The organism is Pseudoruegeria aquimaris (assembly GCF_900172235.1).
Classification (GTDB): domain Bacteria; phylum Pseudomonadota; class Alphaproteobacteria; order Rhodobacterales; family Rhodobacteraceae; genus Pseudoruegeria; species Pseudoruegeria aquimaris.
This window is the reverse complement of record NZ_FWFQ01000002.1, coordinates 254,053-278,051: the sequence shown is the minus strand read 5'-3', so window position 1 is coordinate 278,051 and position 23,999 is coordinate 254,053. Positions and strand designations below refer to the sequence as shown.

Here is a 23,999-nt window from a genome sequence, read left to right as displayed (position 1 = left end):
TCACGGATTGGAAAGGAAAGCCCCATGCAGACCCTCGCCACCCCCGCCCGCGCCGCCGCGCTTCGGCCCGCCCGCCGCTCCGTCCTTTCCCGCCTGCTGGCGGCCGAAGCCGCCTGGCGCACCCGCCAGAGCCTGAAAACGCTGGATCGCGCCGCCCTGCGCGACCTTGGCCTGAGCCGTTCGCAGGCCGCCGCGGAAGCCGCGCGCCCGATCTGGGACGTGCCCGCCGCCTGGCGCTGCTGAAAATACCTCAAGGCCTATCGCCGCCGGGAAAAATCGACGCCCGACGGGCCCGGAAATCCTTGAAATCGCGGCTGCCTGCCCCGATATTTGCGGGGAAGGCGGCCGCAATCCCTTGCGGGCTGCCCTGAAGTTTCAACTTGGAGGCATGAATGGCTCAATTCGATACGGTCCGCGCTCAAACTGGCGCTCGCGCCGCGCAGATCGACGAAGGTCTGCGGGCACATATGAACAAGGTCTACGCGACGATGTCCGTCGGCACCCTGCTGACGTTCCTCGTGGCATGGGCGGTGGGCTCTTCGCCCGAACTGCTGGGGATCTTCCGTGATCCGGTGACGCTGAAGATGAACATCCTCGGCTGGGTCGTGATGTTCGCTCCGCTGATCATGGTCTTTGCCTTCGGAGCGGCGATCAACCGGCTGACGGCCGCCGGCGCGCAGCTGTTCTTCTACGCCTTCGCCGCGGTGATGGGGCTTTCCATGGCCTGGATCTTCGTGGCCTTCACCGGCATGTCGATCGCCCAGGTCTTCCTGGTGACCTCGATCGCCTTCGCGGGGCTTTCGCTGGTGGGCTACACCACCAAGAAAGATCTCTCTGCCATGGGCAGCTTCCTGATCATGGGCGTCATCGGCCTGATCGTGGCGTCGCTGATCAACATCTGGCTGCAAAGCCCGGCGATCATGTTCGCCGTGTCGATCCTCGGCGTGCTGATCTTCGCCGGCCTCACCGCCTATGACACCCAGAAGATCAAGAACGACTATCTCGCCCACGCCCACGCGATGGACAGCGAGTGGCTCGGCAAGGCCGCCATCATGGGCGCGCTGAGCCTCTATCTCGACTTCATCAACATGTTCATGTTCCTGCTGCAACTCTTCGGAAATCGCGAATAAGCGCAGGCAGGCATTGAAATGGCGAAGGCCGGTGTGAAAGCACCGGCCTTTTTCTTAGGCTCGCGCGGGGGCTCCGCCCCCGCACCCCCGAGGTATTTGGGGCGAGAGGAAAGGTCAGAGCGCGCGCTGCATGGCGATGGCGGGGAAATCGATGCCGCGCGCCAGCGGGACGGTGATGCGGCCGAGGCGTTCGAAGCCGCAGGCCGCGTAGAAGGGCTCGGCGGTGAGGGTGCTCTGGCAGGCGAGGGCGGCGAGCCCCGCGCCGCGGGCTTCGGCGAAGCTGCGGGCCATGAGGGCGGCGCCGATCCCGCGCCGCAGCTGGTGCGGATCGGTGACGACGTGGCGGATGTGGCCGAGCCCGGGCCGGCGCGCCGCGCCGCCCGGCGCCTGCGCCGTGAAGCCGCCGGCGCCGAGGATGGCGCCGTCTTCGGCCTGCGCCACGTAGTAGGTGCCGCTGGCGAGCAGTTCGGGGCGGGCACGGGAGATCAGCGGCAGGGCCGTGACGAGGACGGATGGCGGGTAGTCGGGTTTCAGCAGCGCCGGGTAGGCGCGGGCCAGCAGCGCATCCACCGCCGCCAGATCCCCCGGACGGGCGGGGCGGATCACGAAGGGCGGGGAGACATCAGCCACGTGCTCAGCGCTCGGTGAGCTTCAGCTCGATGCGCCGGTTCTGGGCGCGGGCTTCCGGCGTGTCGGCGGGGTTGATCGGCTGGTATTCCCCGAAGCCGTTGGCGGAGAGCCGCTGCGGCGGGATGCCGAGGAAATCCACCATGTAGCGCACCACCGAGAGGGCGCGGGCCTGCGACAGCTCCCAGTTGTCGCGGAAGGCGCCGTTGCCGGAGAGGGGAACGTTGTCGGTGTGGCCGTCCACGCGGATGATCCAGTTGACCTCGGGCGGGATGGCCCCGGCGATGTTGCGCAGGATGCCGGCGATCTGGGCGATCTGGGCGCGGCCCTCGGGCGAAAGGGTGGCGGAGCCGGGCTGGAACAGCACTTCGGAGGAGAAGACGAAACGATCGCCCACCACGCGCACACCTTCCTGTCCGGCGAGGATGTCGCGCAGGCGCCCGAAGAACTCGGAGCGGTAGCTTTCCAGATCCCGGGCCTTCTCCTTCAGCGCCGCGGCCTCGGCCTCCAGCCGTTTGCGCTCGGCTTCCTCCAGCTGGCGGCGCTTGCGCTCCTCCGCCGCGGCACGGGCGAGGGCGGCGTTGAGCTGGGTGCCGAGCGCGTCGATCTGGACCTGCGCCTGAGCATCGGCGGCGGCGGAGGCGTCCAGCAGCGCCTGGAGCGTGCCGAGCTGGGTGCGCAGCGCGCTGACCTGCTCGTTGAGCAGTGCGACCTGCCTCTGGGCGGCGGCGGATTTGGCCTCTTCCTCGGAGAGCGCCAGCTGCGCCGTCGCCAGCAGCCGCGCGCGCTCGTCGGCCTGCGAGAGGGTTTCTTCGGCGCGGGCCTCGGCGGCGGCCTGCGCGGCGAGCGCGGCGGCGAGTTGCTGTTCGATGTCGGCCTTGTCGCCTTCGATGCGGCCGAGCGCCTCGATGCGCGCCACGGCTTCGTCCAGCGCGGCCTGGCTGGCGGCCAGATCCTCGGCCGTCGTCTTCTGGGCGAGCAGGGCGGCGGCGAGCTTGACGTCGAGATCGTCACGGGCGGCCTCTGCGGCGGCCAGCAGGGTCAGCGTTTCCTCGGCCTCGCGGCGCTGCTCTTCGAGGGCGAGCGTCATCGCGGTCAGCTCGGCCTCGGCGTTTTCCAGCCGCGCGCGCAGGGCCTCGGCGGCGGCGGCTTCCGTGAGGCGGGCGCGCTCTTCCTCGGTGAGGGCGGCTTCGGCGCCGGCGAGGCGTTCGCGCAGGGCTTCGGCGGCGGCCATCTCCGACAGCCGCGCGCGCTCCGCTTCGGACAGCTGGGCCTCCGTCTCGCCCAGGCGGCGGGAAAGTTCCGCGCCCTCGGATTCGCTCTGCTCGAGCCGGGCTAGGGCCTCTGCGAGCGAGGTGGACTGCTCCGCGCTTTCGCGGCGGAGATCTTCGATCAGCGCCTGCATCGCATCGGCCTGCGCCGCCGCGAGGCGGGCCTGTTCGGCCTGTGCGTCGATCTCGCTGCGGGCATTGGCGAGGGCGATCTGCAGCGCGTCGCGCTCCTCGGCGAGGGCGGCCTGCGCGGCTTCGGTTTCGGAGAGGGTCGCGGCCAGGGCGGCGCCTTCCTCGCGGGCGGCGTCGCGCTCCAGCAGCAGGGCGGCGACGCGGGCTTCGAAATCATCCAGCGCGGCGGATTGGGCGGCGAGCTGATCGGCCTGTTCGTTGTTGCGCGCGGTGAGCGCGGCGATCATGGCGAGCTGCGTCTGGATCGTGCTGCGCTCGTCTTCCAGAGTGCCGGTGAGGGTGCCCACCTCTTCCTCCAGATCGGCCACGCGCTGCTGCTCCAGCCCGAGGGCGCGGGCGAGGCTGCTGACCTCGTTGGAGAGCGCGTCCAGCTCGGTTTCCTGCCCCGTGATCGTTTCCTTCAGCACGAACTGGATGACCATGAAGATGGTCAGCACGAACATCAGCACCAGCAGAAGCGCCGTCATCGCGTCCACGAAGCCGGGCCAGATCGAGGCCTGGAAACGGGCGCCGGTGCGTCGCGACAGCGCCATGGCCTAGCCCTGACGCCCGCCGCCGGGGCCGCCCCGGTTGGGGCCGGCGTTCGGCCCGCCGTGATTGCCTTGGCCCTGATTGCCTTGGCCCTGGTTTCCCTGACCCGGATTCCCCTGGCCCGGATTTCCCTGGCCCTGGTTGCCGCCGCGGTTGGGGCCTTTGCCGCCGCCGCCCTGGCCCCCACCTTGCCCGCCGCCGGCGCGGTTGGCGCGCACGAGTTGGCGCACGGCGGTGGTGAGCACGGCGAGATCGGTGCGCAGATCGGTCACGGCTTCCTGCCGCCCGGCCGCGATTTCTTCGAGCACGCGCAGCAGCTGCACGTCGATCGAGCGCAGGCGCATCCGGCTTTCGGCGTCCAGCCCGCCACCGTGGGCGAGCCCTTCCTCGGCCTGCACGTTGAGGATGGCCAGCAGCCGTTCCTGCCCGTCGGCGACGCGTTCGAGCGCCCCGGCGGCGCCGGCGTCCACTTCCAGCTTGTTGGTGAGCGCGTAGACGGCATTGACGAGAGCGTCGAGCCGCTCGTTCACCTGCGCGCGGGCGGCGTCGGAGCGGGCGACCATGTCCTGCATGGCTTCCATCTGGCCGGCCATGTGGTCGAGCACCGTGGCCACGGCGTCGTGATCGAGGTTGCCGTCGCCGTCGCCGGCGGTGATGCCGACGCGGGTGATGGTGGAGAGCCATTCTTCCAGCTCGCGGTAGAAGCGGTTCTGGCCGTGGCTGGCGAAGAGTTCGAGGAGTCCGACGACGAGCGAGCCGGCGAGGCCCAGGAGCGAGGAGGCGAAGGCCGTGCCCATGCCGCCAAGTTGCTGTTCGAGCCCGCCCATGAGCCGGGTGAAGACCTGCACCCCGCCTTCGCCCTCTTCCGGGGCGAGGGCGCGGATCGTGTCCACCAGCGCGGGCACGGTGGTGGCCAGCCCGTAGAAGGTGCCGAGCAGCCCGAGGAAGATCAGCAGGTTGGTGATGTAGCGGGTGATGTCGCGGATCTCGTCGATCCGGGTGGCCACGGATTCGAGGATCGAGCTGGCGGAGGAAGAGCTGATCTGCTGGCGCGATGCGCGCCCGGACAGGAGCGCCGCCAGCGGCACCAGCAGGCGCGGCACGCGCACCATCTCGTGGCCGGGGTGGCCGGCCACGAAGCCCTCGATCCAGTTGACCGAGCGCACAAGCTGGAACACCTGCCAGAAACAGGCCAGCACGCCGATCACGAAGACGAAGGCGATGAAGCCGTTCAGGTAGAGGTTGGACAGGAAGACGGGGCCCACGCGGGGATACGCGAGGTAGACCCCGGCGCCGACGAGGCCGAGAACAAGGAGCATCTCCGTGATCTGGCGCACGGGTTGCGAGAAATGTGCCACGGCCTCGCGATCCGGGTGGTCCATGTGGACGGTCCTGATCTGTTTCTTCTTGCCGCCACCATAGGGCGAAGCCCGCGGCAAGCCAACCGCATTCAGGAGGTGGCCGCCGAGGGCGCCGCGAGTTCGCGCACCCTGTTGCAGAGCCAGCTCAGATCGGCGTCTTCGATGCCCAGTTCGCCCAGATGCGCGGCGGTGTTGTAGAGATACTCGGTGTTGGGGCCGCGCCCGCCCACCGCGCGGGCGATCACCTCGGCCTGGCGCTCCAGCGGCAGCGCGCCGGTGTATTGCGCGTGCTCGGTATCGACGACGTAGGTCACGGCTTCCACGCGGCGGCCGTCATCCAGCGTGATCTCGCGCCAGACTTCGATGTAGGCGGAGGAGACGAGTTCGCGCTCGCGCAGGCGGGCGAGGGTGGTTTCGCGGTGGGCCTCTTCCACCCGGAAGGCCACCCCCCGGCAGTGGGCGCCTTCGGCCGGATCGAGGGCGAGCACGAGGCCGGGATTTTCCTCGGTGCCGCGGTGGTGGATCGACCACATGCAGAAGGACCGGTGATACCCCGAAAGCGTCGCCAGCCGGCGTTCCGCATGGGGGAATTCCGGGTTCCACATCAGGGAGCCGTATCCGAATACCCAGAGGGGGCTTTGCGTCATCTGTCTGGTCCTTCCCGTTTGCGCCCTATAAACATCAGCACGTCACAAGTGGAAAGAGGCACGACATCATGCGTTGGCTGATCGGATTGATCCTGGCGGCGGCCCTGGGCTGGAGCGGCTACTGGTTCATCGGCGCGCGCGCCGTGGAAAACGGCCTGAAGGGGTGGTTCGCGGACCGGCAGGCCGACGGCTGGGTGGCGGAATACGGCAGCCTTGAGACCCACGGCTTTCCCAACCGGTTCGACACCATGGCGGAGGATCTGATCCTCGCCGATCCCGAAAGCGGGCTGGCGTGGGAAGCGCCGATGTTCCAGATCCTGGCGCTGAGCTACAAGCCCGGCCACGTCATCGCCGCATGGCCGCGCACGCAGGTCGTGGCCACGCCGCAGGAAAAGATCACCGTGACCAACGACGTCATGCGCGGCAGCGTGCTGTTCCGGCCCGCGCAGGCCTTCGCCTTGAGCCGGGCGACCTTCGAGCTGGAAAATCTCGCGCTGAGCTCCACCGCAGGTTGGACGGCGGCCACCGACAGCGGCGAATTCGCCATTCGCGAGGCGGCCGGGCGGGCCAACACCTACGATCTCTTCTTCGAGGCGCGCAACGTGAAGCCCGCTTCCGACATCCTTGCCCGGATGGACCCGCTCAAGCGGCTGCCCGATGCCTTCGAGACCCTGAAGATCGACGCCACGATGGCCTTCGATGCGCCATGGGACCGCTACGCGATCGAAGAGGCCCGTCCACAGCCGCGGCGGCTGGAACTGGGCACCGTGCAGGCCGCCTGGGGGGATCTGGATCTGCGGCTGGCCGGCACGCTCGACATCGATTCGGCGGGCATTCCGGAAGGGCGGATCACCATCCGCGCGACCAACTGGCGCGAGATGCTGGAGATCGCCGTGCAGAGCGGGCTGCTGCCCGAGCCATATGCCGAGCCGCTGGAGCGCGGGCTTGCCGCGATCGCGGGGCTGTCGGGCAACAGCCAGACGATCGATGCGCCGATCACCTTCAAGGGCGGGCGGATGATGCTGGGCTTCGTGCCCCTCGGCCCGGCCCCGGTGCTGCGTCTGCGCTGACGGGGCCATCGGCGCCGGCGCGTGCGGAAAATCCTTTGCTCGCGGCGAAATCCCGCTAGGCTGACGGCATTGAAATCAGGGAGATATGTCATGCAGGCAGCCATAAGCCGCGTTCTTTCCAACTACGCCACCTTCTCGGGCCGCGCCCCGCGCGCGGAATTCTGGTGGTGGTGGCTCGCCGTTCTGATCCTGCTCACGATCACCTCGATCATCGATGGGCTGATCTTCGGAACCGGCCCCGAGAGCGGTCAGCCGATTTCGATGCTCGTGAGCCTTGGCCTCATCATCCCCAACATCGCCGTCGCCGCGCGCCGGATGCATGACGTCGGAAAATCCGGCTGGTGGCTGCTGCTGGCCTTCATCCCGATCATCGGGGCGCTGGTGTTGCTCTATTTCTACGTGCAGCCCAGCCAGGAGGGCGACAACGCCTACGGCGCGCCCAACCCGCTGACCTGACGCAGGCGAAGGGGCAGGGCCGGGGGCTCTGCCCCCGCCACGCCTCGCGGCGCGGCTCCCCCGAGGTATTTGCCGCAAGGGGAAGGGCAAAGCCCGTTGCCAGAACGGCCCCTGCGTGCGATTTCGTCGAGGTGCAGTTTCAATCCGGGAGGGATCATGGCGGTTGAATTTCTGGAGACGCCCGAGGGGCGCCGCATTGCCTATCATCGCACGGCCGGCAAGGGGCCGGGGGTGGTGTTTCTCGGCGGGTTCAAATCCGACATGGAGGGTAGCAAGGCGGTGCACCTGGAGGGCTGGGCGAAGCGCAGCGGGCGCGCCTTCCTGCGGTTCGACTATTCGGGGCATGGCCAGAGCGGCGGGGATTTCACCGATGGCTGCATCGGCGACTGGGCGGCGGATGCGCGGGCGGTGATCGAAGCGCTGACCGAGGGTCCGCAGGTGCTGGTGGGCTCTTCGATGGGCGGCTGGATTTCGCTGCTGATGACCCAGGCGCTGCCCGCGCGCGTGGCGGGCCTCGTGACGATCGCCGCGGCGCCGGATTTCACCGAGGCAGGCTTCTGGGCCTCCTTCAACGAGGCGGAGCGCCGGCAGGTCATGGAGGAGGGGCAGATCGCGGTGCCTTCGGAATATGGCGAACCCTACATTATCACGCGGCGCCTGATCGAGGATGGCCGCGATCACCTGGTGATGGACAAGCCGCTGCCGCTGCCCTTCCCGGTGCGCTGCCTTCAGGGCACCGCCGATACCGCGGTGAGCACCGAAACGGCGCTGGCGCTGCTGGAGCACGCCGCGTGCGAGGACATGCGGCTGACGCTGGTGAAGGGGGCCGATCACAGCTTCTCTTCGCCGCCCTGCCTCGTGCTGATCGAGAAGACGATCGAGAAGGTTCTGAACCGGGCCGGGGAGGGCTGAGATGCGCCGGCTGGGGAAATGGATCGGGCGCGGGCTGCTGCTCGTGGTGATCGTCGTCGGGCTGCTGGTCGCCTTCGGCCCCTACGAGCCGCTGCACGAGGACGTGCGCTTCGACGCGGCGCAGCTTGAAGGCGGGGTCGATGCCTATCTCGCCGCGCAGGAAGCCGGGTTCGAGGATCTGACGCCCGGCGTGGCGAAGCGGGTGCACTGGGCCGGCGAAGTGGGCGCGCGCACGCCGCTGGCGCTGGTCTACGTCCACGGTTTCTCGGCCACCTCCGAAGAGATCCGCCCGGTGCCGGACAGGTTGGCGGAAGCGCTCGGGGCGAACCTGCATTTCACGCGCCTGTCGGGCCACGGCCGGGGCGGCGCGGCGATGGCGGAGCCGCGGGTGCAGGACTGGATGGAAGACATGGCCGAGGCGGTGGCCGTGGGGCGTGCGATCGGCGATGAGGTGATCCTGATCACCACCTCAACCGGCGGCACCTTCGCCGCCCTTGCCGCGCTTGAGCCGGCGCTGGTGGAAGACGTGGCGGGCATCGTCTTCGTGAGCCCGAACTTCGGCATCAACAACCCGCTGGCGCCGCTGCTGACATGGCCGGCCGCGCGCCATTGGGTGGGGCTCGTGGGCGGCGCGGAACGTGCTTTCGAGCCACAGAACGAGGGCCACGGCACCTATTGGACGACCCGCTACCCGACGGTTTCGGTGCTGCCGATGGCGGCCGCCGTCAAACACGCGGCGTCGCAGGATTACGGCTCCGTCTCGATCCCGGCGCTCTTCGTCTTCTCGGACGAGGATCGCGTCGTGCGCCCCGACATCACCCGCGAAATCGCGGCGCGCTGGGGCGGGCCGGTGAAGATCGTCAACATGGACGGCGGAGAGGGGGGCGATCCGTTCCACCACGTCATCGCCGGCGACATCCTGTCCCCGGCCGGCACGCAGCCCGCGGTGGAGGCGATCGGCGCCTGGATCGAAAGCTTGCAATGAGGCGCGGCGCGTGAGAACGTAAGGCGAACATGCCCTGACGCCCGGAAAGGAGCCCCGGTGGAGCAGCGAGTGAGCCTGATCACCCTCGGCGTGGCCGATCTCGAACGCGCGGCGCGTTTCTACGAGGCGCTCGGCTGGGTGCGGGTGGACAGCCCGGATGGCGTCGTCGCCTTCGATCTCATCGGTCAGACGCTGGGGCTCTACCCGAAGGAAAAACTGGCGGAGGAGTGGGGGATGGATCCGGCGGAGATCGGCGGCTTCTCCGGGATCACGCTGGCGCACAACCTGCGTTCATGCGAGGAGGTGGCGCCGCTTCTCGCGCGGGCGAAGGCGGCCGGCGCGCGGATCCTGAAGGAGGCACAGGACGTGTTCTGGGGCGGCCACCACGGCTACTTCGCCGATCCCGACGGCCATGTCTGGGAAATCGCCTACAACCCCTTTTCCCCACTCGCGCCCGACGGCGCCTTCCAGTGGAACGGGGCGGGCTGATGCGCAGGCCGGCCAGCATGTGGAGCCTGGAGACGCTGGGCCGCGTGCGGCTCTCGAAATACTTCTACATGCGGGACATGCTCCATTCGGAGATCGGCAATTTCCACGGCGTGCCCAACGTGCCGGATGATCCGGATCTCGCCATCGCGGCGGGCCGCCGGCTGGCCGTCGAACTGCTGGACCCGCTGCATGAAACCTTCGGCTGTATCGCCATCCGCTCGGCCTACCGCTCGGCGGCGCTGAACGCCTTCGGCAACGAGCGCAAGCTGAACTGCGGCGGCAACGAGGGCAACCGCGGTGTGCACATCTGGGATCTGCGCGATGCGGAGGGCCACATGGGGGCCTGCGCCTGTGTCGTGGTGCCGTGGTTCGCGGATCAATACGAGAAGGGGCGGGACTGGCGGGACCTGGCGTGGTGGGTGCACGATCATCTGCCCTATTCGCAGATGCTCTTCTTCCCGAATCTGGCCGCCTTCAATCTGACGTGGAACGAGGCGCCGCTGCGCGCGATCCGCAGCTGGATCAAGCCGCATCATCTTGTTCTTCGGGGCGGCGAAAGCCCTGCCGAGCCGCCGGGGCAGCGCCGGCGGCGCTACACGGATTTCCCGCCGTTTCGCGGGGTGGCGCAGCCGGAAATCCCGGCGCGCTGGGCCTGACGGGCCGCGGCATCCGGGCCACAGGTGGCAGGCAATCCAAATGTGGGCGCTCTGTTTTCGGTTTGGAAACAAACGCGCCTGCGGCAGCATTGACCTCAATAACAAGTAACAATCCACGAGGTCAGGATGCACGAGCCGTTGCTTCTCTTGCCGGGCATGATGTGCGATGCCCGCCTGTTCACCCACCAGATCGCGCGGCTGTCGCAGGATCGCTGCGTCGTGATCGGCCCCGTGACGCAAGGCGAGACCGTGACCGAGATGGCGCGTTTCATCCTGCAGGCCGCCCCGCCGCGTTTCGCGCTGGCCGGGCACGGGCTCGGCGGCATGGTGGCGATGGAGATCCTGCGGCTTGCGCCGGAACAGGTCACCCGGCTCGCCCTGATCGACACCAGCCCGCTGGCGGAACTGCCCACGGTGGCGGCGGATCGCGAGCCGCTCATCATGGCCGCGAAACTCGGCCGCCTGGAGCAGGCGCTGGAAGACGAGATGAAACCCGATTACCTCGCGCCGCAAGGGAACCGCGAGCGGGTTCTGGCGCAGTATCGCCGCATGGGGATGGATCTCGGGCCCGAGGTGTTCATCCGGCAGACCCGCGCGATGCAGCGGCGGCCGGACCAGCAGAAGACGCTGCGCATGGCGAAGCTGCCGGCCTTTGCCATCTGCGGCGAGTATGACGCGCTCTGCCCGGTGCACCGGCACGAGGTCATGGCCGGGCTGATGCCGCACGGCCAGATCCGCACCATCGCGCAGGCGGGCCATCTGGCCCCGCTGGAGCAGCCGGTGGCGCTGACGGCGGCGCTGGGCGAATGGCTGAAAGCGCCGCTGGTGCTGCATTAGCGCGAAAACCTATCACGGAGATTGGCCGGCTCTGCCGGCCGGACCCCGGCCTTCCCCATTGGGGGGCCTTTGCCCCTGCCCAGGGCCAGGGGTGCGAAAGGGCGCGCTGGTGCAAGAATGAAAACGCCCGCTTGCGCGGGCGTTGGATGCTTTCCGAAAAGCCGCCTCAGACGGCCTTGAGCTTGGCCTCGCCCTTGCCCTTTGCGGCGGGGGGCGTCCGGCCGGAGTTGTTGTCGATGAACTCCAGCACCATCGGGCGGATGTTGTCGCGCCAGCTGCGGCCGGCGAAGATGCCGTAGTGGCCCGCGCCGGGCTCCACGTGGCTGGCCTTCTTGCTCTCGGGAAGCCCGGTGAGCAGCCCCAGCGCGGCGATGCACTGGCCGGGGGCGGTGATGTCGTCCTTGGCGCCTTCCACCGTCTTCACGGCCACGTCGGTGATCGCGCCGATATCCACCTTCACGCCATCGACGACGAACTCGTTCGCGGCGATCTCGCCGTTCTTGAAGATGCGTTCCACGGTGGAGAGGTAGAATTCCGCCGGCATGTCCATTACGGCGAGGTATTCATCGTAGAAGCGGTTGTGCTTGTCATGGTCGCCGGCCTCGCCGCGGGCGACGCGCTGGATCTGGTCGAAGAAGGCCTTGGAGTGCTTGTCGGCGTTCATCGACATGAAGGAGGCCAGCTGCAGAAGCCCCGGATAGACCATGCGGCCCACGCCGGCGTATTTGAAGCCCACGCGCTGGATCGCCATCTCTTCGAGCACGCCCATCGTCACCCGGTGGCCGAAATCCGTCACGTCGGTGGCCGCGGCGTTGGGATCGATCGGGCCGCCGATCAGCGTGAGCGTCTTGGGCTGCGCGCTGGGATCCTCGGCGGCGAGATAGGCGGTGGCGGCGAGGGTCAGAGGGGCGGGCTGGCAGACGGCGATCACGTGCAGATCGCTGCCCAGTTCCTTCATGAAATCGACAAGGTAGAGGGTGTAGTCCTCGATATCGAACTTGCCGGCGGAAACAGGGATGTCGCGCGCGTTGTGCCAATCGGTGATGTAGACTTCGCAATCGGGCAGCAGGCTGTTGACGGTGGAGCACAGCAGCGTGGCGTAGTGGCCGGACATCGGAGCGACGAGCAGCACCTTGCGCTCCTTCTCGGGGCGGCCGAGCACGTTGAAGTGGATCAGATCGCCGAAGGGGCGGGAGAGCTTCACGTCCACCTGCACGAGATGATCGCGCCCGTCGGGGCAGGAGACGGAGTGGATGCCCCAGTCCGGCTTGGCGACCATGCGGGCGAAAGTGCGCTCCGTCACTTCGCCCCAGGCCGCCATCCACTGGAACATCGGATGCGGCACGAGGCCGGTGATGGGGTAGGAGGCAAAGGCCAGCGCCGTGGCGCCGAGCCATTGGTTGGTGTTGCGCACACTTTCCATCAGGTCGTATGTTGCCATGTGTCGCATGTGTTTTCCCTCTCGCCGGCGCCGCCCGGTTCATTTCGCCGCTTTGACGCAGCGTTGCGGCGAAATTATTATGCACCTGCGGCAAATCTTAGGGGTACAAAATTATTATGACAACAGAGCAATCCGGCGCAGACCACAAAGAAGCGAAAAATCTCGATCGTCTGAACGAGAACCTCGCCAAGATCGAGGAGCTTTCCCAACGGCTTGTCGCCGCGCTGTCGCACAAGCGCAACATCGATCCTTCGTTGCAGGCGCCGGGGCAGGATCTCTACATGAAGGCGGCCGCGGCCTACATGGCGGAGATGGTGAACAACCCTGCCAAGATCCTCGAGCATCAGATCAGCTACTGGGGCAAGGCGCTCACGCACTACGTGGAGGCGCAGCACCTGCTGGCCACGGGCAAGCTGGAAGCGCCGGAGGATCACACGCCGCAGGATCCGCGCTTCAAGAACGCGCTCTGGCAGACGCACCCCTATTTCAACTACATCAAGCAGCAATATCTGCTGACGTCGGAAGCCATCGCGCAATCGGTGGCCGATGTCGAAGGGCTGGGCCCGAAGGACAAGAAGCGGCTGGAGTATTTCTCCCAGCAGATCATCAACATGCTGTCGCCCACGAACTTCCTTGCCACCAACCCGGACGCGCTGGAGAAGGCGGTGGAAACGGAAGGCGAGTCGCTGGTGGCGGGGCTTGAGAACCTCGTGCGCGACATCGAGGCCAACGGCGGCGAACTCCTGGTGACGCTGGCCGACAAGAACGCCTTCAAGGTGGGCGAGAACATCGGCACCACCGAGGGCAGCGTCGTCTTCCGCAACCGCATGTTCGAGCTGATCCAATACGCGCCCACCACCGAACAGGTGCACAAGACGCCGCTGCTGATCTTCCCGCCGTGGATCAACAAGTTCTACATCATGGATCTCAAGCCCGCGAATTCGCTGATCAAGTGGATCGTGGATCAGGGTTACACGCTCTTCGTGGTCAGCTGGGTGAACCCGGATGCAAGCTACGCCGACGTGGGCATGGATACCTACATCGAAGAGGGCTACCTGACGGCGATCAACGAGGTGAAGGCGATCACCGCGCAGGAGAAGATCAACGTGGTGGGCTACTGCATCGCCGGCACCACGCTCAGCCTCACCCTCGCGCTGATGAAGAAACGGGGCGACAAATCCGTCAACTCCGCCACTCTGTTCACCACGCTCACCGATTTCTCGGATCAGGGCGAGGTGGGGGTGTTCCTCGATGACGGTTTCGTGGACGGGATCGAAGAGGAATGCCGCGAGAACGGCGTGCTCGACTCCTTCTTCATGTCGCGCACCTTCTCCTACCTGCGCTCCAACGATCTGATCTACACCCCCGCGATCCGCAGCTACATGCTGGGCGAGGCGCCGCCGGCTTTCGATCTGCTCTACTGGAACGGCGATTCCACCAACCTGCCGGGGCGCATGGCCATCGAATACCTGCGCGGCCTCTGCCAGGACGACGAGTTCGCCACCAAGGGCTTCGAGGTCTGCGGCGAGCGGCTGCACATCAAGGACGTCACGGTGCCCGTCTGCGCCATCGCCTGCGAGACCGATCACATTGCCGCGTGGAAATCGAGCTTCAACGGCGTCAAGCAGTTCGGCTCCCGCTCCAAGACCTTCATTCTGAGCGAATCCGGCCATATCGCCGGGATCATCAACCCGCCCAGCAAGAAGAAATACGGCCACTACACCGGTGCCGCGCCGGCCGGAGAACCCGATGCCTGGCAGGCGGAGGCCACCTTCCACGAAGGCTCCTGGTGGCCGACCTGGGAGCAATGGCTGGCCAAGCGTTCCGGCGCGATGGTTCCGGCCCGCAAACCCGGGGACGACGGCCGCAAGCTGCTCTGCGCGGCGCCGGGCACCTACGTGCTGTCGAAGGAAAAGTGAGGTAGGGCAGGGGCTTGGAAATTTTTTGCTGCACTGCAGCATGAGGGGGTTGAAATGCTGCGCTGCAGCAAACATATTCGGTGCAGGAATTGAGAAACGCCATTTCAGGAGATGCGCCATGGCCAAGACGCCCGATTTCGCCAAAACCTTCCAGGACGCGCTGGCGTCCATGAACGTGGACACCAAGGCCTTCGAAGAGGCCGTCAAGTCTTCCGCCGAGCTGGGCGAGAAGATGTCCAGGATCACCCTGTCCGCCGCCGAGGAATCCGCCGATCTCTCCGCGAAATGGACGAAAGACACGCTCGCCAAGATCGGGGCCGCCTCTTCCGTGAAGACGGATCCGGCCGAGATCAGCAAGGCGATGACGGATTTCGCCTCCTCTTCCGCCGAGAAGACCGCCGAATCCATGGCCGCCTTCGCCGAGATCGTGAAGAAGGTGCAGCTTGAGACGGTCGAGCTTCTGGTGAACGCCGGCAAGGAGTTCAACGAAGACGCCCAGGCCGCGATGAAGAAGGCTGCCGACGACGCGCAGGCCGCCGTCAAGAAGGCCACCGACGAGCTGACGAAGGCCACCGGCGGCAAGAAGTAAGCCCATCTGCGCTGGCCCGCGGGGCCGCGCGGAAAGTAGGGGAGGGCGCGCCGGCGGCGCGCCCTTTTCGTTTCATGCCCGATACATGGTGGTCATGCCGGTGTTGCATGGCCGCGCTATGCAATCAGGGGTGGTGCTGCGATTGCAGAAAAACTACGCCGCAATGCAGAAAAAACCTTGAAATGCTGCAATGCAGCGAGTATGTTGACCATAGGATAACTTAATGGGGTCCGCCTCCGAATTGATCGGGCGCCCCGATGGAGCAAGACCGATGACCAAGACCCAGGATTTCACCAAAGTCATGCAAGACATGATGGCCGCCTTCCCGATGGACACCAAAGCCTTCGAAGACGCCTTCAAGACCCAAGCCGCGATCGGCGAGAAACTGTCCAAGGTTGCCCTCGAAGCTGCCGACAAATCCGCCGAGATCTCCGCGAAGTGGACGAAAGACACCATCGCCCGCCTCGGCGACGTGACCGCCGTCAAGTCCGAGCCGACCGACTACACCAAGGCCGTGACCGATTTCGCCTCCGCTTCCGCCGAAACCGCTGCCGAGAACATGGCCGCCTTCGCTGAAGTGGCCAAGAAGGTGCAGATGGAAACCGTCGAGCTGATGCTGTCTGCCGGCAAGGACTTCTCCGAAGATGCCACCGCCGCCGTGAAAAAAGCGACCACCGAAGCGACGAAAGCCGCCAAGGCCGCTGCCAAATAAGGCATACCAGAACACATCGGTTCCCTCCCAGCCGATGTGAATCGCGAAAGGCAGACCTGCGAAGGTCTGCCTTTTCTCGTTTTCTTTTTGTTGATTTTCCCGCTGGGTGACATAGGCTCTCTGCACTGCAGAAGGAAGGGGATGCCGTGTCTGAACAGGACAAGCCGTTGTTGATCAAACGTTATGCCAGCCGCCGGCTGTATAACACCGAAACCAGCGATTACGTGACGCTCGAGGATATCGCCTCGTTCATCCGCGAAGGCCGCGAGGTGCAGATCATCGATCTCAAGAGCGGCGACGATCTGACCCGGCAATACCTGCTGCAGATCATCGCCGAACACGAGAGCCGCGGCGAGAACGTGCTGCCGATCAACGTGTTGACGGATCTCGTGCGCAGCTACACCAACCAGGCGCAGAGCTTCGTGCCCGATTTCCTCGCCATGTCCTTCGACATGCTGCGCGACGGGCAGTCCAAGATGATGGAAAACCTCACCACCATCCCCAACCCGATGTCGGCCATGCCCGGCTTCGAGGCGATGCAGGCGCAGCAGAAGGCCTTCCTGAAGGCGATGACGGGCGGCTGGTCGGAAAGCTCCGGCCCGCAACCGGAACGGGACGCCGCCGCCAGCGAGTTGGACGAGATCAAGAGCCAGCTTGCCGATCTCCAGGCCAAGCTTTCCCGCCTGAAGGACTAGGCCGCCGATGGCGGGCAGCGCCTCGCGGATCACGCTCTGGGGGATCGAGGTCTTTCTGGCGACGGTGGAAGAAGGGTCCGTTTCGGCGGCTGCGCGCCGCCTCGGGGCCTCGCCTTCGGCCGTGAGCCAGCAGCTCACCGCCCTTGAAACCGCGCTCGGCACGACGCTTCTGCAACGGTCCGCACGGCCCGTGACGCTCACGCCGGCGGGCACCGTCTTTCGCCGCCGGGCGCAGTCCATCCTCAACGAGGCCGCCATGGCGCGGGCCGAGCTGGCGCGGCAGGATCTCGCGGCGCTCACGCGCCTGCGGCTCGGGGTGATCGAGGATTTCGACGCCGATCTCACGCCGGCGCTGCTGCACGGGCTCGCCGCGGATCTGCCGCAGTGCCAGTTCCTGCTGGAAACCGGCGCCAGCCACCGGCTTTCGGGCCAGCTTCTGGCCCGCGAACTGGACGTGGTGATCGCCGCCGACGGCGGGGAGGTGCCCGAGTGGGCCGAGGTGCACCCGCTGCTGGAGGAGCCCTTCGTCGCCGTCGCTCCGGCCGGGCGTGTGCCGCGCGCGTCGCGGCTGGAGGATTTCGCGCGCCTGCCGCTGATCCAGTATTCCGCCCGGCAGCTCATGGGCCGCCAGATCAGCGCGCATCTTCTGCGCGAGAACCTGACGTTGGCCCACCGCTACGAACTCGACAGCTACCACGCCATTCTTGCCATGGTCGCCGCCGGGGAGGGGTGGACGATCCTCACCCCTCTCGGGATCATGCGCGCGCAGCGCTTCCTGCCCCAGATCGAGGTGCACCCTTTGCCGCTCGCACCGCTCTCGCGGCGGTTGTCGCTCGTGGCACGGCGGGAGCTGCTGCAGGACATCCCGGCCCAGGTGGCCGGCCGCGTGCGCGCGCTGCTGCCGGAGCAGGTGATCGCCCCCGCCCGCGCCCGGCTCGGTCCGGCGGCCGAGGGGCTGCGCGTGCTGGCAGGGCAGGGCGTGCGCTAGGCGGCGTCCGGCACCCCGCCGGTGGCCTCCTCCGCCGCATCCAGCAGCGCCCCGGCGATGACATCCAGCTCATCGCGCGTCAGCCGCGCGGGCAGGCGCACGTCGCAGGCGTTCATCAGCATCGCGCGCGTCTTGGGCAACTCCGGCACCTCCGCCAGGAACCGCCAGTTCCAGAAGGCGCGGGCGTTGTCGCTGCTGCGTCCGAAGATCTGCACCGAGACCCCGCGGGCCTTGGCGGCCCTTGCGAAGGCGTCGGCCTGCGCCGCCGTGAGGCCCCGCAGGTTGAACTGGATCGAATCCGGCGCCCGGGTTTCGCCGGGCAGCGGCGGCGGCACATGCAGCGCGGGGGAGGTGTTGAGCCGGGCCGCCACGTAATCGTGGTTGGCGCGCCCCTTGCGCACGCGCTCTTCCAGCAGGGCGAGCTGCGGGCGGATGACGGCGGCGGCGAGGTTGGAGAGCCGCGTGTTGTAGAGCGGCAGCCGGTTCTGCCAATGGGCGAAGCGCGCCTGCACCACCGGGTGTTTCTTCCAGTTGTGCTCGTAGGCGCCCGACATGATCACGGCGCGGGCGATCAGATCGTCGTCATCCGTCACGAGGATGCCGCCTTCGCCTGCGTTCACCATCTTGTAGGACTGGAAGGAAAAACAGCCCACCTTGCCCAGCGTGCCGATCCTGCGACCGTGCCAGAGCGTGCCGAGCGAATGGGCGGCGTCCTCGATCACCGGCACGCCGTGGGCCTCCGCGAGAGCGAGGATCGCGTCCATGTCGGAGGTGTGGCCGCGCATGTGGCTGATCAGCACGGCCTCGGCCCCGGCGGCGAGCTTGGCCTCGAAATCCGCCAGATCGATGCGGTAGTTCTCCGCCACCTCCACGAGCACCGGGGTGCAGTCGGCATGGACGACGGCGGACGGCACGGCGGCGAAGGTGAAGGCCGGGATCAGCACCCGCGCGCCGCGCGGCAGGCCGAGCGCCTTGAGCGAGAGAAACAGCGCCGCCGAGCAGGAGGCCACCGCCAGCGCGTACTTGCTGCCCATCAGCGCGGCGAACTCCTGCTCCAGCAGGGCCACGGGGGCATCCTCGGAGGTGTAGCGGAAGAGATCGCCGTTGGTGAACAGCCGTTCGATCTCGGCGAGGGCCTCGGCCGGGATCGGATCGGCGTCATAGACGTTGGGGGCCTGCATGATTTTGCCTTTTCTGAAAGTTTTGTTCAGAAAAACCGTATCACGCAGCATTGTAAAGCTTTCGTTAAGGTTGCATCGCATTGCGCTGGCCGTTTCGCGGGATTAGCGTCCGCCGGAAGAGAATGCAGGAGAGGCAGATGCAGCACAGCCGGCCCATCGTGGGGTTTCATTGCTCAGGCGCAACGGGGCAGGAGTGGCACAGGCTGAAGGCGATGAGCGCGGGCCCGGCGCCGGTCTTCACGCCCGATTTCTTCGGATGCCCCAGCCGGGGGCCGTGGAAGGGCGGGCGCTTTTCCTTCGCCGATGAGGCCGCGCCGCTTCTGCCTGAGATCCGCGCCCTCGGCGCGCCGGTGCACCTTGTGGCCCATTCCTACGGCGGTGGTGTGGCGCTGCACATCCTGCGCCACCATCCGGATCTGGTGGCCTCGCTCTGCCTCTACGAACCCACCTGCTTCCACGTGCTGCGCGATCTGGGCGCGGAAGGCGAAGCGCTGATCGAAGAGATCGCCGCGCTCAACGGTGGCCTGCTGGCCGACATCGAGGCCGGGCGGCTGCGCAAGGCGGCGGCGGCGTTCACCGAGTTCTGGAGCGGCCCCGGCGCCTTTGACGCCCTGAGCCCGGAGCGTCAGGCGGCTATGGAGGCGTGGATTCCGAAAGTGGTGCCCGATTTCGATGCGTTGATCGACGAGCCGGAAACGCCCGGCGATTTGCGGCCCGATCTTCCGGTGACGCTGATCTGGGGCCACGACACCAGGGTGCAGACGCGCCGCATCATCGACGTGCTGGCGGCGCGGTTCGACGCGCCGCAGGTGCACGGGCTGGACGGGGCGGGCCACATGGGCCCCTTCACCCACCGCGATCAGGTCTTCGCGCTGGTCGCGGCCCACATCGCGCGGGCCGAAACCGGCCTGGCCGGGGCCTAGACGTTCGTCAGCAGGTGTTCACGCTCCCAGGGCGAGATCACCTGCAGGAACTCTTCGTATTCGGCCTTCTTCACGATCGAATAGACGCGGCAGAAATCCTCGCCCAGCACTTTCTGCATGTCCTCGGCGGCGTCGAACAGATCAAGCGCGCCGTAGAGGCCGTGGGGGATGTCCTCTTCGTCGTCGTAGGCATCGCCCTTGTATTGCGCGTCGGGGCGTTTGCCCTCCAGCAGGCCGAGGTAGCCGCAGGCCAGCGAGGCGGCGATGCCCAGGTAGGGGTTGCAGTCCATGCCGGCGAGCCGGTTTTCCACCCGGCGGCTCTCGGGGCCCGAGATCGGCACGCGGATGCCGGTGGTGCGGTTGTCGCGCGCCCAGCTCAGGTTGATCGGCGCGGCGTGATCCTTCACGTAGCGGCGGTAGCTGTTCACGTAGGGCGCCAGCAGCGCGATGACGCTGGGCAGATGGTTCTGCATCCCGGCGATGAAGTGGTAAAACGCATCCGTCTCGCCGCCTTGCGGCCCTGAGAAGATGTTCTGGCCGGTTTCGCGGTCCACGATGGAGTGGTGGATGTGCATGGCGCTGCCGGGCTCGCCCTCGATGGGCTTGGCCATGAAGGTGGCGAAGCAATCGTGGCGCAGCGCGGCCTCGCGGATCAGGCGCTTGAAGTAGAACACCTCGTCGGCCAGCTTCACCGGATCGCCGTGGCGCAGGTTGATTTCCACCTGACCGGCGCCGCCTTCCTGGGTGATGCCGTCGATCTCAAGGCCCTGGGCTTCAGCGAAATCGTAGATATCGTCGATCACGGGGCCGTATTCATCCACCGCGCTCATGGAATAGGCCTGCCGCGCGGCGGCGGGACGCCCGGAGCGGCCCATCATCGGCTCGATCGGCTTGGCCGGATCGGTGTTGCGCGCGACGAGGAAGAATTCCATCTCCGGCGCCACCACCGGCTCCCAGCCCTTCTCGCGGTAAAGCTCCACCACGCGCTTGAGCACGTTGCGCGGGGCGAAGGGCACGGGCTTGCCGGATTGATCCAGCGCATCGTGGATCACCTGCAGCGTCCAGTCCGCCGTCCAGGGCGCGGCCGACGTGGTGGAAAGATCGGGCACGAGGATCATGTCGGGCTCGATGAAGCCTTCCTTCTCGTCCGCCGCCTCGGCCCAGCCGCCGGTGAGCGTCTGGAAGAAGATCGAGTTGGGCAGGAAGAACTGCTTCTGGCTGGCGAATTTCGTGGCCGGCATGGCCTTGCCGCGGGCGATGCCGGGCAGATCGGCGATGATGCATTCCACCTCGTCCAACCGGTGGCCCTCGATGTAGGACCGCGCCGCCTCGGGGACGGACTCCAGCCAGTCGGTGGTGCGCCGTTTCGCGTGGGGTTTCGCCTTTGCCTTTGCCATGTGGCCGCCTCTTGGGTTTGTCTCGTTCGGGCGCGAGCCTATCCCAGCCGCCGGGGGCGCAACAACCGACAAACAGTGCTGACAATCGCCGGGCCGGGGCGTAACCTCGGGTCAAAGGCAGGGCGGCACGTGCCGCCGATTTTGGAGAAAGACATGTTTTCAGCGATTGCTCGCCCGGCTGTGCGCCGGATCTTCCTCGGGCTGGCCCTGGCCGGCTTCACCGCCCCCGCGGCGCTGGCCAACACCAACGGCCCGGTGCAGCCGCACCCCACCTATCCCGAGTGCAACGCCTATCCGATCCTCAACAGCAAGGGCGAAACGCTCTACTGGAACTTCGACGGCTACTGCTACCGGGCCGCCTGCGACGCGGACCCGGAAGTCTGCTGAGATCGCCCGACATGCCCCGGACATGAAGAGACCGCCCGTCGGGCGGCCTCGGTATGCGCCTCAGCGCAGCAGGTTCGGGCGGTAGCGCACCCGCGGCCGCTGGGCCTGTGGCAGGTGCCGGTTGAGCCGCTTGTTGACCATCCCGAAGAGCCAGACGATCACCAGCGTGAAGAGGATGAAATACATCGCCAGGATCGGGTAGGGCACGAAGGGGTTGAACGTCTTGTCGGCGAAATAGCTCGCGTAGTAGAGCGAATCCCCCTTCTGCTGGTGCACCGGGAAGGCCGAGAAGAACACCAGCGTCGTGGCGTGGAACAGGAAGATCGCCTCGTTCGTGTAGGCGGGCCAAGCCAGCCGCAGCATCGTCGGCCAGATGATCCGGCGGAAGCGGCGGAAGCCGGTGATGCCATAGGCGTCTGCGGCCTCCACGTCGCCCTTGGGGATCGAGCGCAGCGCGCCGTAGAAGATCTCGGCCGAGTAGGCGGCGGTGTTGAGGAACAGCACGATGAGCGCGCCGAGACCCGCCGCGGTGAGCCCGTCGAACATCGGGCTGACGCTCTTGAGCCGCAGGAAGAGGAAGTAGGCGAAGAAGAACTGGATGAACAGCGGCGAGCCGCGGAACAAGAAGATGAACCATTCGCTGGGCTTGCGCAGCCAGGCCGATTGCGCCGCCTTGCCGAGCGCCAGAACGTTGGCGAAGAAGAAGCCCAGCAGCAGCGCCATCACCGCGAAGTAGACGTTCCAGATCATGCCGGAGCCGATCAGGGTGAAATGTTCGCAGAGCGTGTAGTCTCCGCGCGGAAGCAGCCGTTCGCCAAGCCCGATGGAACGCAGGGCGTAGGCCTGGATGGTTTCGATGCAACTCATGCCGCGGCCTTCCGCTGGGCTTCGCCGCCGGTGGTGGCCTGGCCGTGTGTCAGTTTCTTCATCAGACGTTCAAGGACGATCTCCGACACCCGCGTGAAGCCGAGGTAGAAGATCAGCAGGAAAGTGAAATAGTAGAGCCGCCAGTCCCCGTGCGGGTAGTCGGTGAAGCGCGGGTTCACCGTGCCGCCCAGTTCGCGCGCCCAGTAGACGATGTCCTCGACGCCCAGCAGGAACAGCAGCGGCGTGGCCTTGATGAGCACCATCCAGAGGTTGGAGAGGCCGGGCAGGGCATAGACCCACATCTGCGGCACCATGATGCGCCAGAAGGCCTGCCGGTGGCTCATGCCGTAGGCTTCGGCGGTTTCCATCTGGGCATGGGGGACGGCGTTCATCGCGCCGTAGAGCACGTTGGCGGCGAAGGCACCGAAGACGATGGCGAAGGTCAGCACCGCGAGGAGGAAGCCGTAGGTCTCGTGCACCCACTGCGGCGCGGTGGAGAGCGGCAGCTTCGCGGCCTGGCAGACGATGAAATCGTTGCCCTGGCGGATCGGCTCCTCCCAGTCCGGGCATTTCACCTTGTGGCGCAGGTATTCGAACGCCTGGTCCAGCGCGATGACGAAGAAGAGGAAGAAGGCGATGTCGGGCACGCCGCGCACGATGGCGGTGTAGCCCTTGCCGAACCAGCGCAGGGGGGCGATGCGCGAGCGCGCCGCCGTGGCGCCGCCGAAGCCGAACAGCAGCGCCGTGGGGGCGGTGATGGCCAGCAGCACGAGCACCGTCACGAAGGAGGCGTAGAAACTCAGGTGCTTGCCTGTCGTCAGGTAGCAGCTGAGCCATGTCAGCCCTTCGAGCGTGGATGGATCGGTGCAGTAGGAAAACATGCCGGGCCGTTCGTTGCGCGCGTGATCTCGGGAATGTGCCTGTGGCCCCATCGACTGGGGGGAGGCGGAAAAGTGAAATCCCGGCCCGCGGGTGAGCCGCGGGCCGGGGCAACCCCTTGCGGGATCAGCTTACCACTGGGAAGAGACTTCCCACTTGGCGATCAGCTCGTTGAGGGAGCCGTCGTCCTTCATGGACTGGATGGCCGCATCGAACTTGGCGCGCAGCTCGCCGTCGGATTCGCGCAGGCCCATGCCCACGCCGCCGCCGATGGCTTCGGTGCGCTCCAGCATCACCAGGCCGTCGGTGCCCACGACGGTGTCGAGGTAGCTCTTGTCGGCCAGAACCGCATCGGCTTCGCCGTTGCGCACGGCGGCCACGGTTTCTTCCGGGGTGGCGAATTCCACGAGGGTCCAGCCCTGCTCGGCGATGAAGGCGGCCTGGATGGTGGCGGCCTGGGCGGCGATCACGGCATTCTCCAGATCCACGTCAGGGTCCATGGCCACGTAGGCGGAGGGATCCGGCGGCGTGTAGGGCTGGGTGAAGTCGATGACCTCATCGCGCTCGTCGGTGATCGACATGCCTGCGATGATGGTGTCGTAGTTGCCCGACACGAGGTTGGGGATGATGGAATCCCAGTCGTTCTTCACCCACTCGCATTCCAGCTCGGCGCGCTTGCACAGCTCGTCGCCCAGCTCGCGCTCGAAGCCGTCGATCTCGCCCTTGTCGTTGACGAAGTTCCAGGGCGCATAGGCGCCCTCGGTGCCCATCCGCACGACGTCGGCCGCCGCGAAGCCGGCGGTCAGCGCGAGCGCCGATGTTGCCAGGATCAGTTTTTTCATTGGTTACACTCCAGG

Annotated in this window: 26 protein-coding genes; 16 read left to right on the top strand and 10 right to left on the bottom strand. The window is 66.8% G+C overall.

Annotated features, from left to right (window positions below; genetic code table 11):
* Positions 1–24: 24 nt before the first annotated feature.
* Entirely contained in the window at positions 25–243 is a 219-nt protein-coding gene (locus PSA7680_RS02735; protein ID WP_085867114.1) for a DUF1127 domain-containing protein, read from the top strand.
* A 149-nt stretch (positions 244–392) separates the two neighbouring features.
* Positions 393–1,130: a Bax inhibitor-1/YccA family protein gene (locus PSA7680_RS02730; protein WP_085867113.1), complete on the top strand. Its 738-nt coding sequence runs from the start codon at positions 393–395 to the stop codon at positions 1,128–1,130.
* A gap of 114 nt (positions 1,131–1,244) precedes the next feature.
* On the opposite strand, the gene PSA7680_RS02725 is transcribed toward PSA7680_RS02730, so the two are convergent.
* The 4 genes from PSA7680_RS02725 to PSA7680_RS02710 form a co-directional block, all read right to left on the bottom strand.
* Positions 1,245–1,760 (bottom strand): GNAT family N-acetyltransferase, encoded by a 516-nt coding sequence (locus PSA7680_RS02725; RefSeq protein ID WP_245824420.1) that lies wholly within the window; start codon positions 1,758–1,760, stop codon positions 1,245–1,247.
* Positions 1,761–1,764: 4 nt separating this feature from the next.
* Positions 1,765–3,753, bottom strand: a complete 1,989-nt coding sequence (locus PSA7680_RS02720) for a peptidoglycan -binding protein (protein ID WP_085867112.1) — start codon at positions 3,751–3,753, stop codon at positions 1,765–1,767.
* A 3-nt stretch (positions 3,754–3,756) separates the two neighbouring features.
* A complete protein-coding gene (locus PSA7680_RS02715) occupies positions 3,757–5,133 on the bottom strand; it encodes a biopolymer transporter ExbB (RefSeq protein WP_245824419.1) in 1,377 nt (458 codons plus the stop codon).
* Between the two features lie 68 nt (positions 5,134–5,201).
* Positions 5,202–5,759, bottom strand: coding sequence for a gamma-glutamylcyclotransferase (locus PSA7680_RS02710; RefSeq protein WP_085867111.1), 558 nt, complete (start codon positions 5,757–5,759; stop codon positions 5,202–5,204).
* A gap of 68 nt (positions 5,760–5,827) precedes the next feature.
* Between PSA7680_RS02710 and PSA7680_RS02705 the strand changes: the two genes are divergently transcribed.
* The 7 genes from PSA7680_RS02705 to PSA7680_RS02675 all read left to right on the top strand — a co-directional run bounded on the left by PSA7680_RS02705 (position 5,828) and on the right by PSA7680_RS02675 (position 11,164).
* The gene (locus tag PSA7680_RS02705; protein ID WP_085867110.1) at positions 5,828–6,829 is read left to right on the top strand and encodes a DUF2125 domain-containing protein; all 1,002 of its coding nucleotides are present in this window, start codon (positions 5,828–5,830) and stop codon (positions 6,827–6,829) included.
* Positions 6,830–6,919: 90 nt separating this feature from the next.
* Positions 6,920–7,285, top strand: coding sequence for a DUF805 domain-containing protein (locus PSA7680_RS02700; protein ID WP_085867109.1), 366 nt, complete (start codon positions 6,920–6,922; stop codon positions 7,283–7,285).
* A gap of 156 nt (positions 7,286–7,441) precedes the next feature.
* On the top strand, positions 7,442–8,197 hold the full coding sequence (locus PSA7680_RS02695) for an alpha/beta fold hydrolase (RefSeq protein ID WP_085867108.1): 756 nt from the start codon (positions 7,442–7,444) through the stop codon (positions 8,195–8,197).
* A 1-nt stretch (position 8,198) separates the two neighbouring features.
* Entirely contained in the window at positions 8,199–9,182 is a 984-nt protein-coding gene (locus tag PSA7680_RS02690; RefSeq protein ID WP_085867107.1) for an alpha/beta hydrolase, read from the top strand.
* Between the two features lie 57 nt (positions 9,183–9,239).
* On the top strand, positions 9,240–9,671 hold the full coding sequence (locus PSA7680_RS02685) for a VOC family protein (protein ID WP_085867106.1): 432 nt from the start codon (positions 9,240–9,242) through the stop codon (positions 9,669–9,671).
* The gene (locus PSA7680_RS02680) at positions 9,671–10,327 is read left to right on the top strand and encodes a hypothetical protein (RefSeq protein WP_245824418.1); all 657 of its coding nucleotides are present in this window, start codon (positions 9,671–9,673) and stop codon (positions 10,325–10,327) included. The genes PSA7680_RS02685 and PSA7680_RS02680 overlap by 1 nt, the downstream gene beginning before the upstream one ends.
* Positions 10,328–10,453: 126 nt before the next feature.
* Complete coding sequence (locus PSA7680_RS02675; RefSeq protein ID WP_085867105.1) at positions 10,454–11,164, top strand: alpha/beta fold hydrolase; 711 nt, start codon at positions 10,454–10,456, stop codon at positions 11,162–11,164.
* A 166-nt stretch (positions 11,165–11,330) separates the two neighbouring features.
* Here PSA7680_RS02675 and phaZ read toward each other — a convergent pair whose 3' ends face one another.
* The gene (phaZ, locus tag PSA7680_RS02670; RefSeq protein ID WP_085867104.1) at positions 11,331–12,614 is read right to left on the bottom strand and encodes a polyhydroxyalkanoate depolymerase; all 1,284 of its coding nucleotides are present in this window, start codon (positions 12,612–12,614) and stop codon (positions 11,331–11,333) included.
* A gap of 107 nt (positions 12,615–12,721) precedes the next feature.
* Here phaZ and phaC point away from each other — a divergent pair, with 107 nt between their 5' ends.
* From phaC to PSA7680_RS02645, 5 genes are all read left to right on the top strand, one after another.
* Complete coding sequence (phaC, locus tag PSA7680_RS02665; protein WP_139838529.1) at positions 12,722–14,524, top strand: class I poly(R)-hydroxyalkanoic acid synthase; 1,803 nt, start codon at positions 12,722–12,724, stop codon at positions 14,522–14,524.
* Between the two features lie 118 nt (positions 14,525–14,642).
* Positions 14,643–15,113 carry a phasin family protein gene (locus tag PSA7680_RS02660; RefSeq protein ID WP_085867102.1) on the top strand — a complete coding sequence of 157 codons (471 nt, stop codon included), beginning with the start codon at positions 14,643–14,645 and terminating at the stop codon, positions 15,111–15,113.
* 271 nt (positions 15,114–15,384) lie between these two features.
* Positions 15,385–15,825: a phasin family protein gene (locus PSA7680_RS02655; protein WP_085867101.1), complete on the top strand. Its 441-nt coding sequence runs from the start codon at positions 15,385–15,387 to the stop codon at positions 15,823–15,825.
* 146 nt (positions 15,826–15,971) lie between these two features.
* Complete coding sequence (gene phaR / locus PSA7680_RS02650) at positions 15,972–16,520, top strand: polyhydroxyalkanoate synthesis repressor PhaR (RefSeq protein ID WP_085867100.1); 549 nt, start codon at positions 15,972–15,974, stop codon at positions 16,518–16,520.
* A gap of 7 nt (positions 16,521–16,527) precedes the next feature.
* Positions 16,528–17,508 carry a LysR family transcriptional regulator gene (locus tag PSA7680_RS02645; RefSeq protein ID WP_085867099.1) on the top strand — a complete coding sequence of 327 codons (981 nt, stop codon included), beginning with the start codon at positions 16,528–16,530 and terminating at the stop codon, positions 17,506–17,508.
* On the opposite strand, the gene PSA7680_RS02640 is transcribed toward PSA7680_RS02645, so the two are convergent.
* A complete protein-coding gene (locus tag PSA7680_RS02640) occupies positions 17,505–18,692 on the bottom strand; it encodes a DegT/DnrJ/EryC1/StrS family aminotransferase (protein WP_139838532.1) in 1,188 nt (395 codons plus the stop codon). The two genes, PSA7680_RS02645 and PSA7680_RS02640, sit on opposite strands and share 4 nt — an antisense overlap.
* A gap of 134 nt (positions 18,693–18,826) precedes the next feature.
* On the opposite strand from PSA7680_RS02640, the gene PSA7680_RS02635 reads away from it, so the two are divergent.
* On the top strand, positions 18,827–19,612 hold the full coding sequence (locus PSA7680_RS02635) for an alpha/beta fold hydrolase (RefSeq protein WP_176244066.1): 786 nt from the start codon (positions 18,827–18,829) through the stop codon (positions 19,610–19,612).
* Here PSA7680_RS02635 and PSA7680_RS02630 read toward each other — a convergent pair.
* Positions 19,609–21,009, bottom strand: a complete 1,401-nt coding sequence (locus PSA7680_RS02630; protein WP_085867097.1) for a glutamine synthetase family protein — start codon at positions 21,007–21,009, stop codon at positions 19,609–19,611. The two genes, PSA7680_RS02635 and PSA7680_RS02630, sit on opposite strands and share 4 nt — an antisense overlap.
* A gap of 153 nt (positions 21,010–21,162) precedes the next feature.
* Here PSA7680_RS02630 and PSA7680_RS02625 point away from each other — a divergent pair, with 153 nt between their 5' ends.
* The gene (locus PSA7680_RS02625; protein WP_139838528.1) at positions 21,163–21,396 is read left to right on the top strand and encodes a hypothetical protein; all 234 of its coding nucleotides are present in this window, start codon (positions 21,163–21,165) and stop codon (positions 21,394–21,396) included.
* A gap of 60 nt (positions 21,397–21,456) precedes the next feature.
* On the opposite strand, the gene PSA7680_RS02620 is transcribed toward PSA7680_RS02625, so the two are convergent.
* The 3 genes from PSA7680_RS02620 to PSA7680_RS02610 form a co-directional block, all read right to left on the bottom strand.
* Positions 21,457–22,263 (bottom strand): ABC transporter permease, encoded by an 807-nt coding sequence (locus PSA7680_RS02620; protein ID WP_085867095.1) that lies wholly within the window; start codon positions 22,261–22,263, stop codon positions 21,457–21,459.
* Entirely contained in the window at positions 22,260–23,144 is an 885-nt protein-coding gene (locus PSA7680_RS02615) for an ABC transporter permease (RefSeq protein WP_085867094.1), read from the bottom strand. The genes PSA7680_RS02620 and PSA7680_RS02615 overlap by 4 nt, the downstream gene beginning before the upstream one ends.
* A gap of 129 nt (positions 23,145–23,273) precedes the next feature.
* Complete coding sequence (locus PSA7680_RS02610; protein ID WP_085867093.1) at positions 23,274–23,984, bottom strand: transporter substrate-binding domain-containing protein; 711 nt, start codon at positions 23,982–23,984, stop codon at positions 23,274–23,276.
* Positions 23,985–23,999: the final 15 nt, after the last annotated feature.

Excerpts from the sequence above, each read along its gene's own strand:
- PSA7680_RS02735 (WP_085867114.1), top strand. The coding sequence starts at position 25 with ATGCAGACCCTCGCCACCCCCGCCCGCGCCGCCGCGCTTCGGCCCGCC.
- PSA7680_RS02730 (WP_085867113.1), top strand. The coding sequence starts at position 393 with ATGGCTCAATTCGATACGGTCCGCGCTCAAACTGGCGCTCGCGCCGCG.
- PSA7680_RS02720 (WP_085867112.1), bottom strand. The coding sequence starts at position 3,753 with ATGGCGCTGTCGCGACGCACCGGCGCCCGTTTCCAGGCCTCGATCTGG.
- PSA7680_RS02715 (WP_245824419.1), bottom strand. The coding sequence starts at position 5,133 with ATGGACCACCCGGATCGCGAGGCCGTGGCACATTTCTCGCAACCCGTG.
- PSA7680_RS02710 (WP_085867111.1), bottom strand. The coding sequence starts at position 5,759 with ATGACGCAAAGCCCCCTCTGGGTATTCGGATACGGCTCCCTGATGTGG.
- PSA7680_RS02705 (WP_085867110.1), top strand. The coding sequence starts at position 5,828 with ATGCGTTGGCTGATCGGATTGATCCTGGCGGCGGCCCTGGGCTGGAGC.
- PSA7680_RS02700 (WP_085867109.1), top strand. The coding sequence starts at position 6,920 with ATGCAGGCAGCCATAAGCCGCGTTCTTTCCAACTACGCCACCTTCTCG.
- PSA7680_RS02695 (WP_085867108.1), top strand. The coding sequence starts at position 7,442 with ATGGCGGTTGAATTTCTGGAGACGCCCGAGGGGCGCCGCATTGCCTAT.
- PSA7680_RS02690 (WP_085867107.1), top strand. The coding sequence starts at position 8,199 with ATGCGCCGGCTGGGGAAATGGATCGGGCGCGGGCTGCTGCTCGTGGTG.
- PSA7680_RS02680 (WP_245824418.1), top strand. The coding sequence starts at position 9,671 with ATGCGCAGGCCGGCCAGCATGTGGAGCCTGGAGACGCTGGGCCGCGTG.
- PSA7680_RS02675 (WP_085867105.1), top strand. The coding sequence starts at position 10,454 with ATGCACGAGCCGTTGCTTCTCTTGCCGGGCATGATGTGCGATGCCCGC.
- phaZ (WP_085867104.1), bottom strand. The coding sequence starts at position 12,614 with ATGCGACACATGGCAACATACGACCTGATGGAAAGTGTGCGCAACACC.
- phaC (WP_139838529.1), top strand. The coding sequence starts at position 12,722 with ATGACAACAGAGCAATCCGGCGCAGACCACAAAGAAGCGAAAAATCTC.
- PSA7680_RS02660 (WP_085867102.1), top strand. The coding sequence starts at position 14,643 with ATGGCCAAGACGCCCGATTTCGCCAAAACCTTCCAGGACGCGCTGGCG.
- PSA7680_RS02655 (WP_085867101.1), top strand. The coding sequence starts at position 15,385 with ATGACCAAGACCCAGGATTTCACCAAAGTCATGCAAGACATGATGGCC.
- PSA7680_RS02645 (WP_085867099.1), top strand. The coding sequence starts at position 16,528 with ATGGCGGGCAGCGCCTCGCGGATCACGCTCTGGGGGATCGAGGTCTTT.
- PSA7680_RS02635 (WP_176244066.1), top strand. The coding sequence starts at position 18,827 with ATGCAGCACAGCCGGCCCATCGTGGGGTTTCATTGCTCAGGCGCAACG.
- PSA7680_RS02630 (WP_085867097.1), bottom strand. The coding sequence starts at position 21,009 with ATGGCAAAGGCAAAGGCGAAACCCCACGCGAAACGGCGCACCACCGAC.
- PSA7680_RS02625 (WP_139838528.1), top strand. The coding sequence starts at position 21,163 with ATGTTTTCAGCGATTGCTCGCCCGGCTGTGCGCCGGATCTTCCTCGGG.
- PSA7680_RS02620 (WP_085867095.1), bottom strand. The coding sequence starts at position 22,263 with ATGAGTTGCATCGAAACCATCCAGGCCTACGCCCTGCGTTCCATCGGG.
- PSA7680_RS02615 (WP_085867094.1), bottom strand. The coding sequence starts at position 23,144 with ATGTTTTCCTACTGCACCGATCCATCCACGCTCGAAGGGCTGACATGG.
- PSA7680_RS02610 (WP_085867093.1), bottom strand. The coding sequence starts at position 23,984 with ATGAAAAAACTGATCCTGGCAACATCGGCGCTCGCGCTGACCGCCGGC.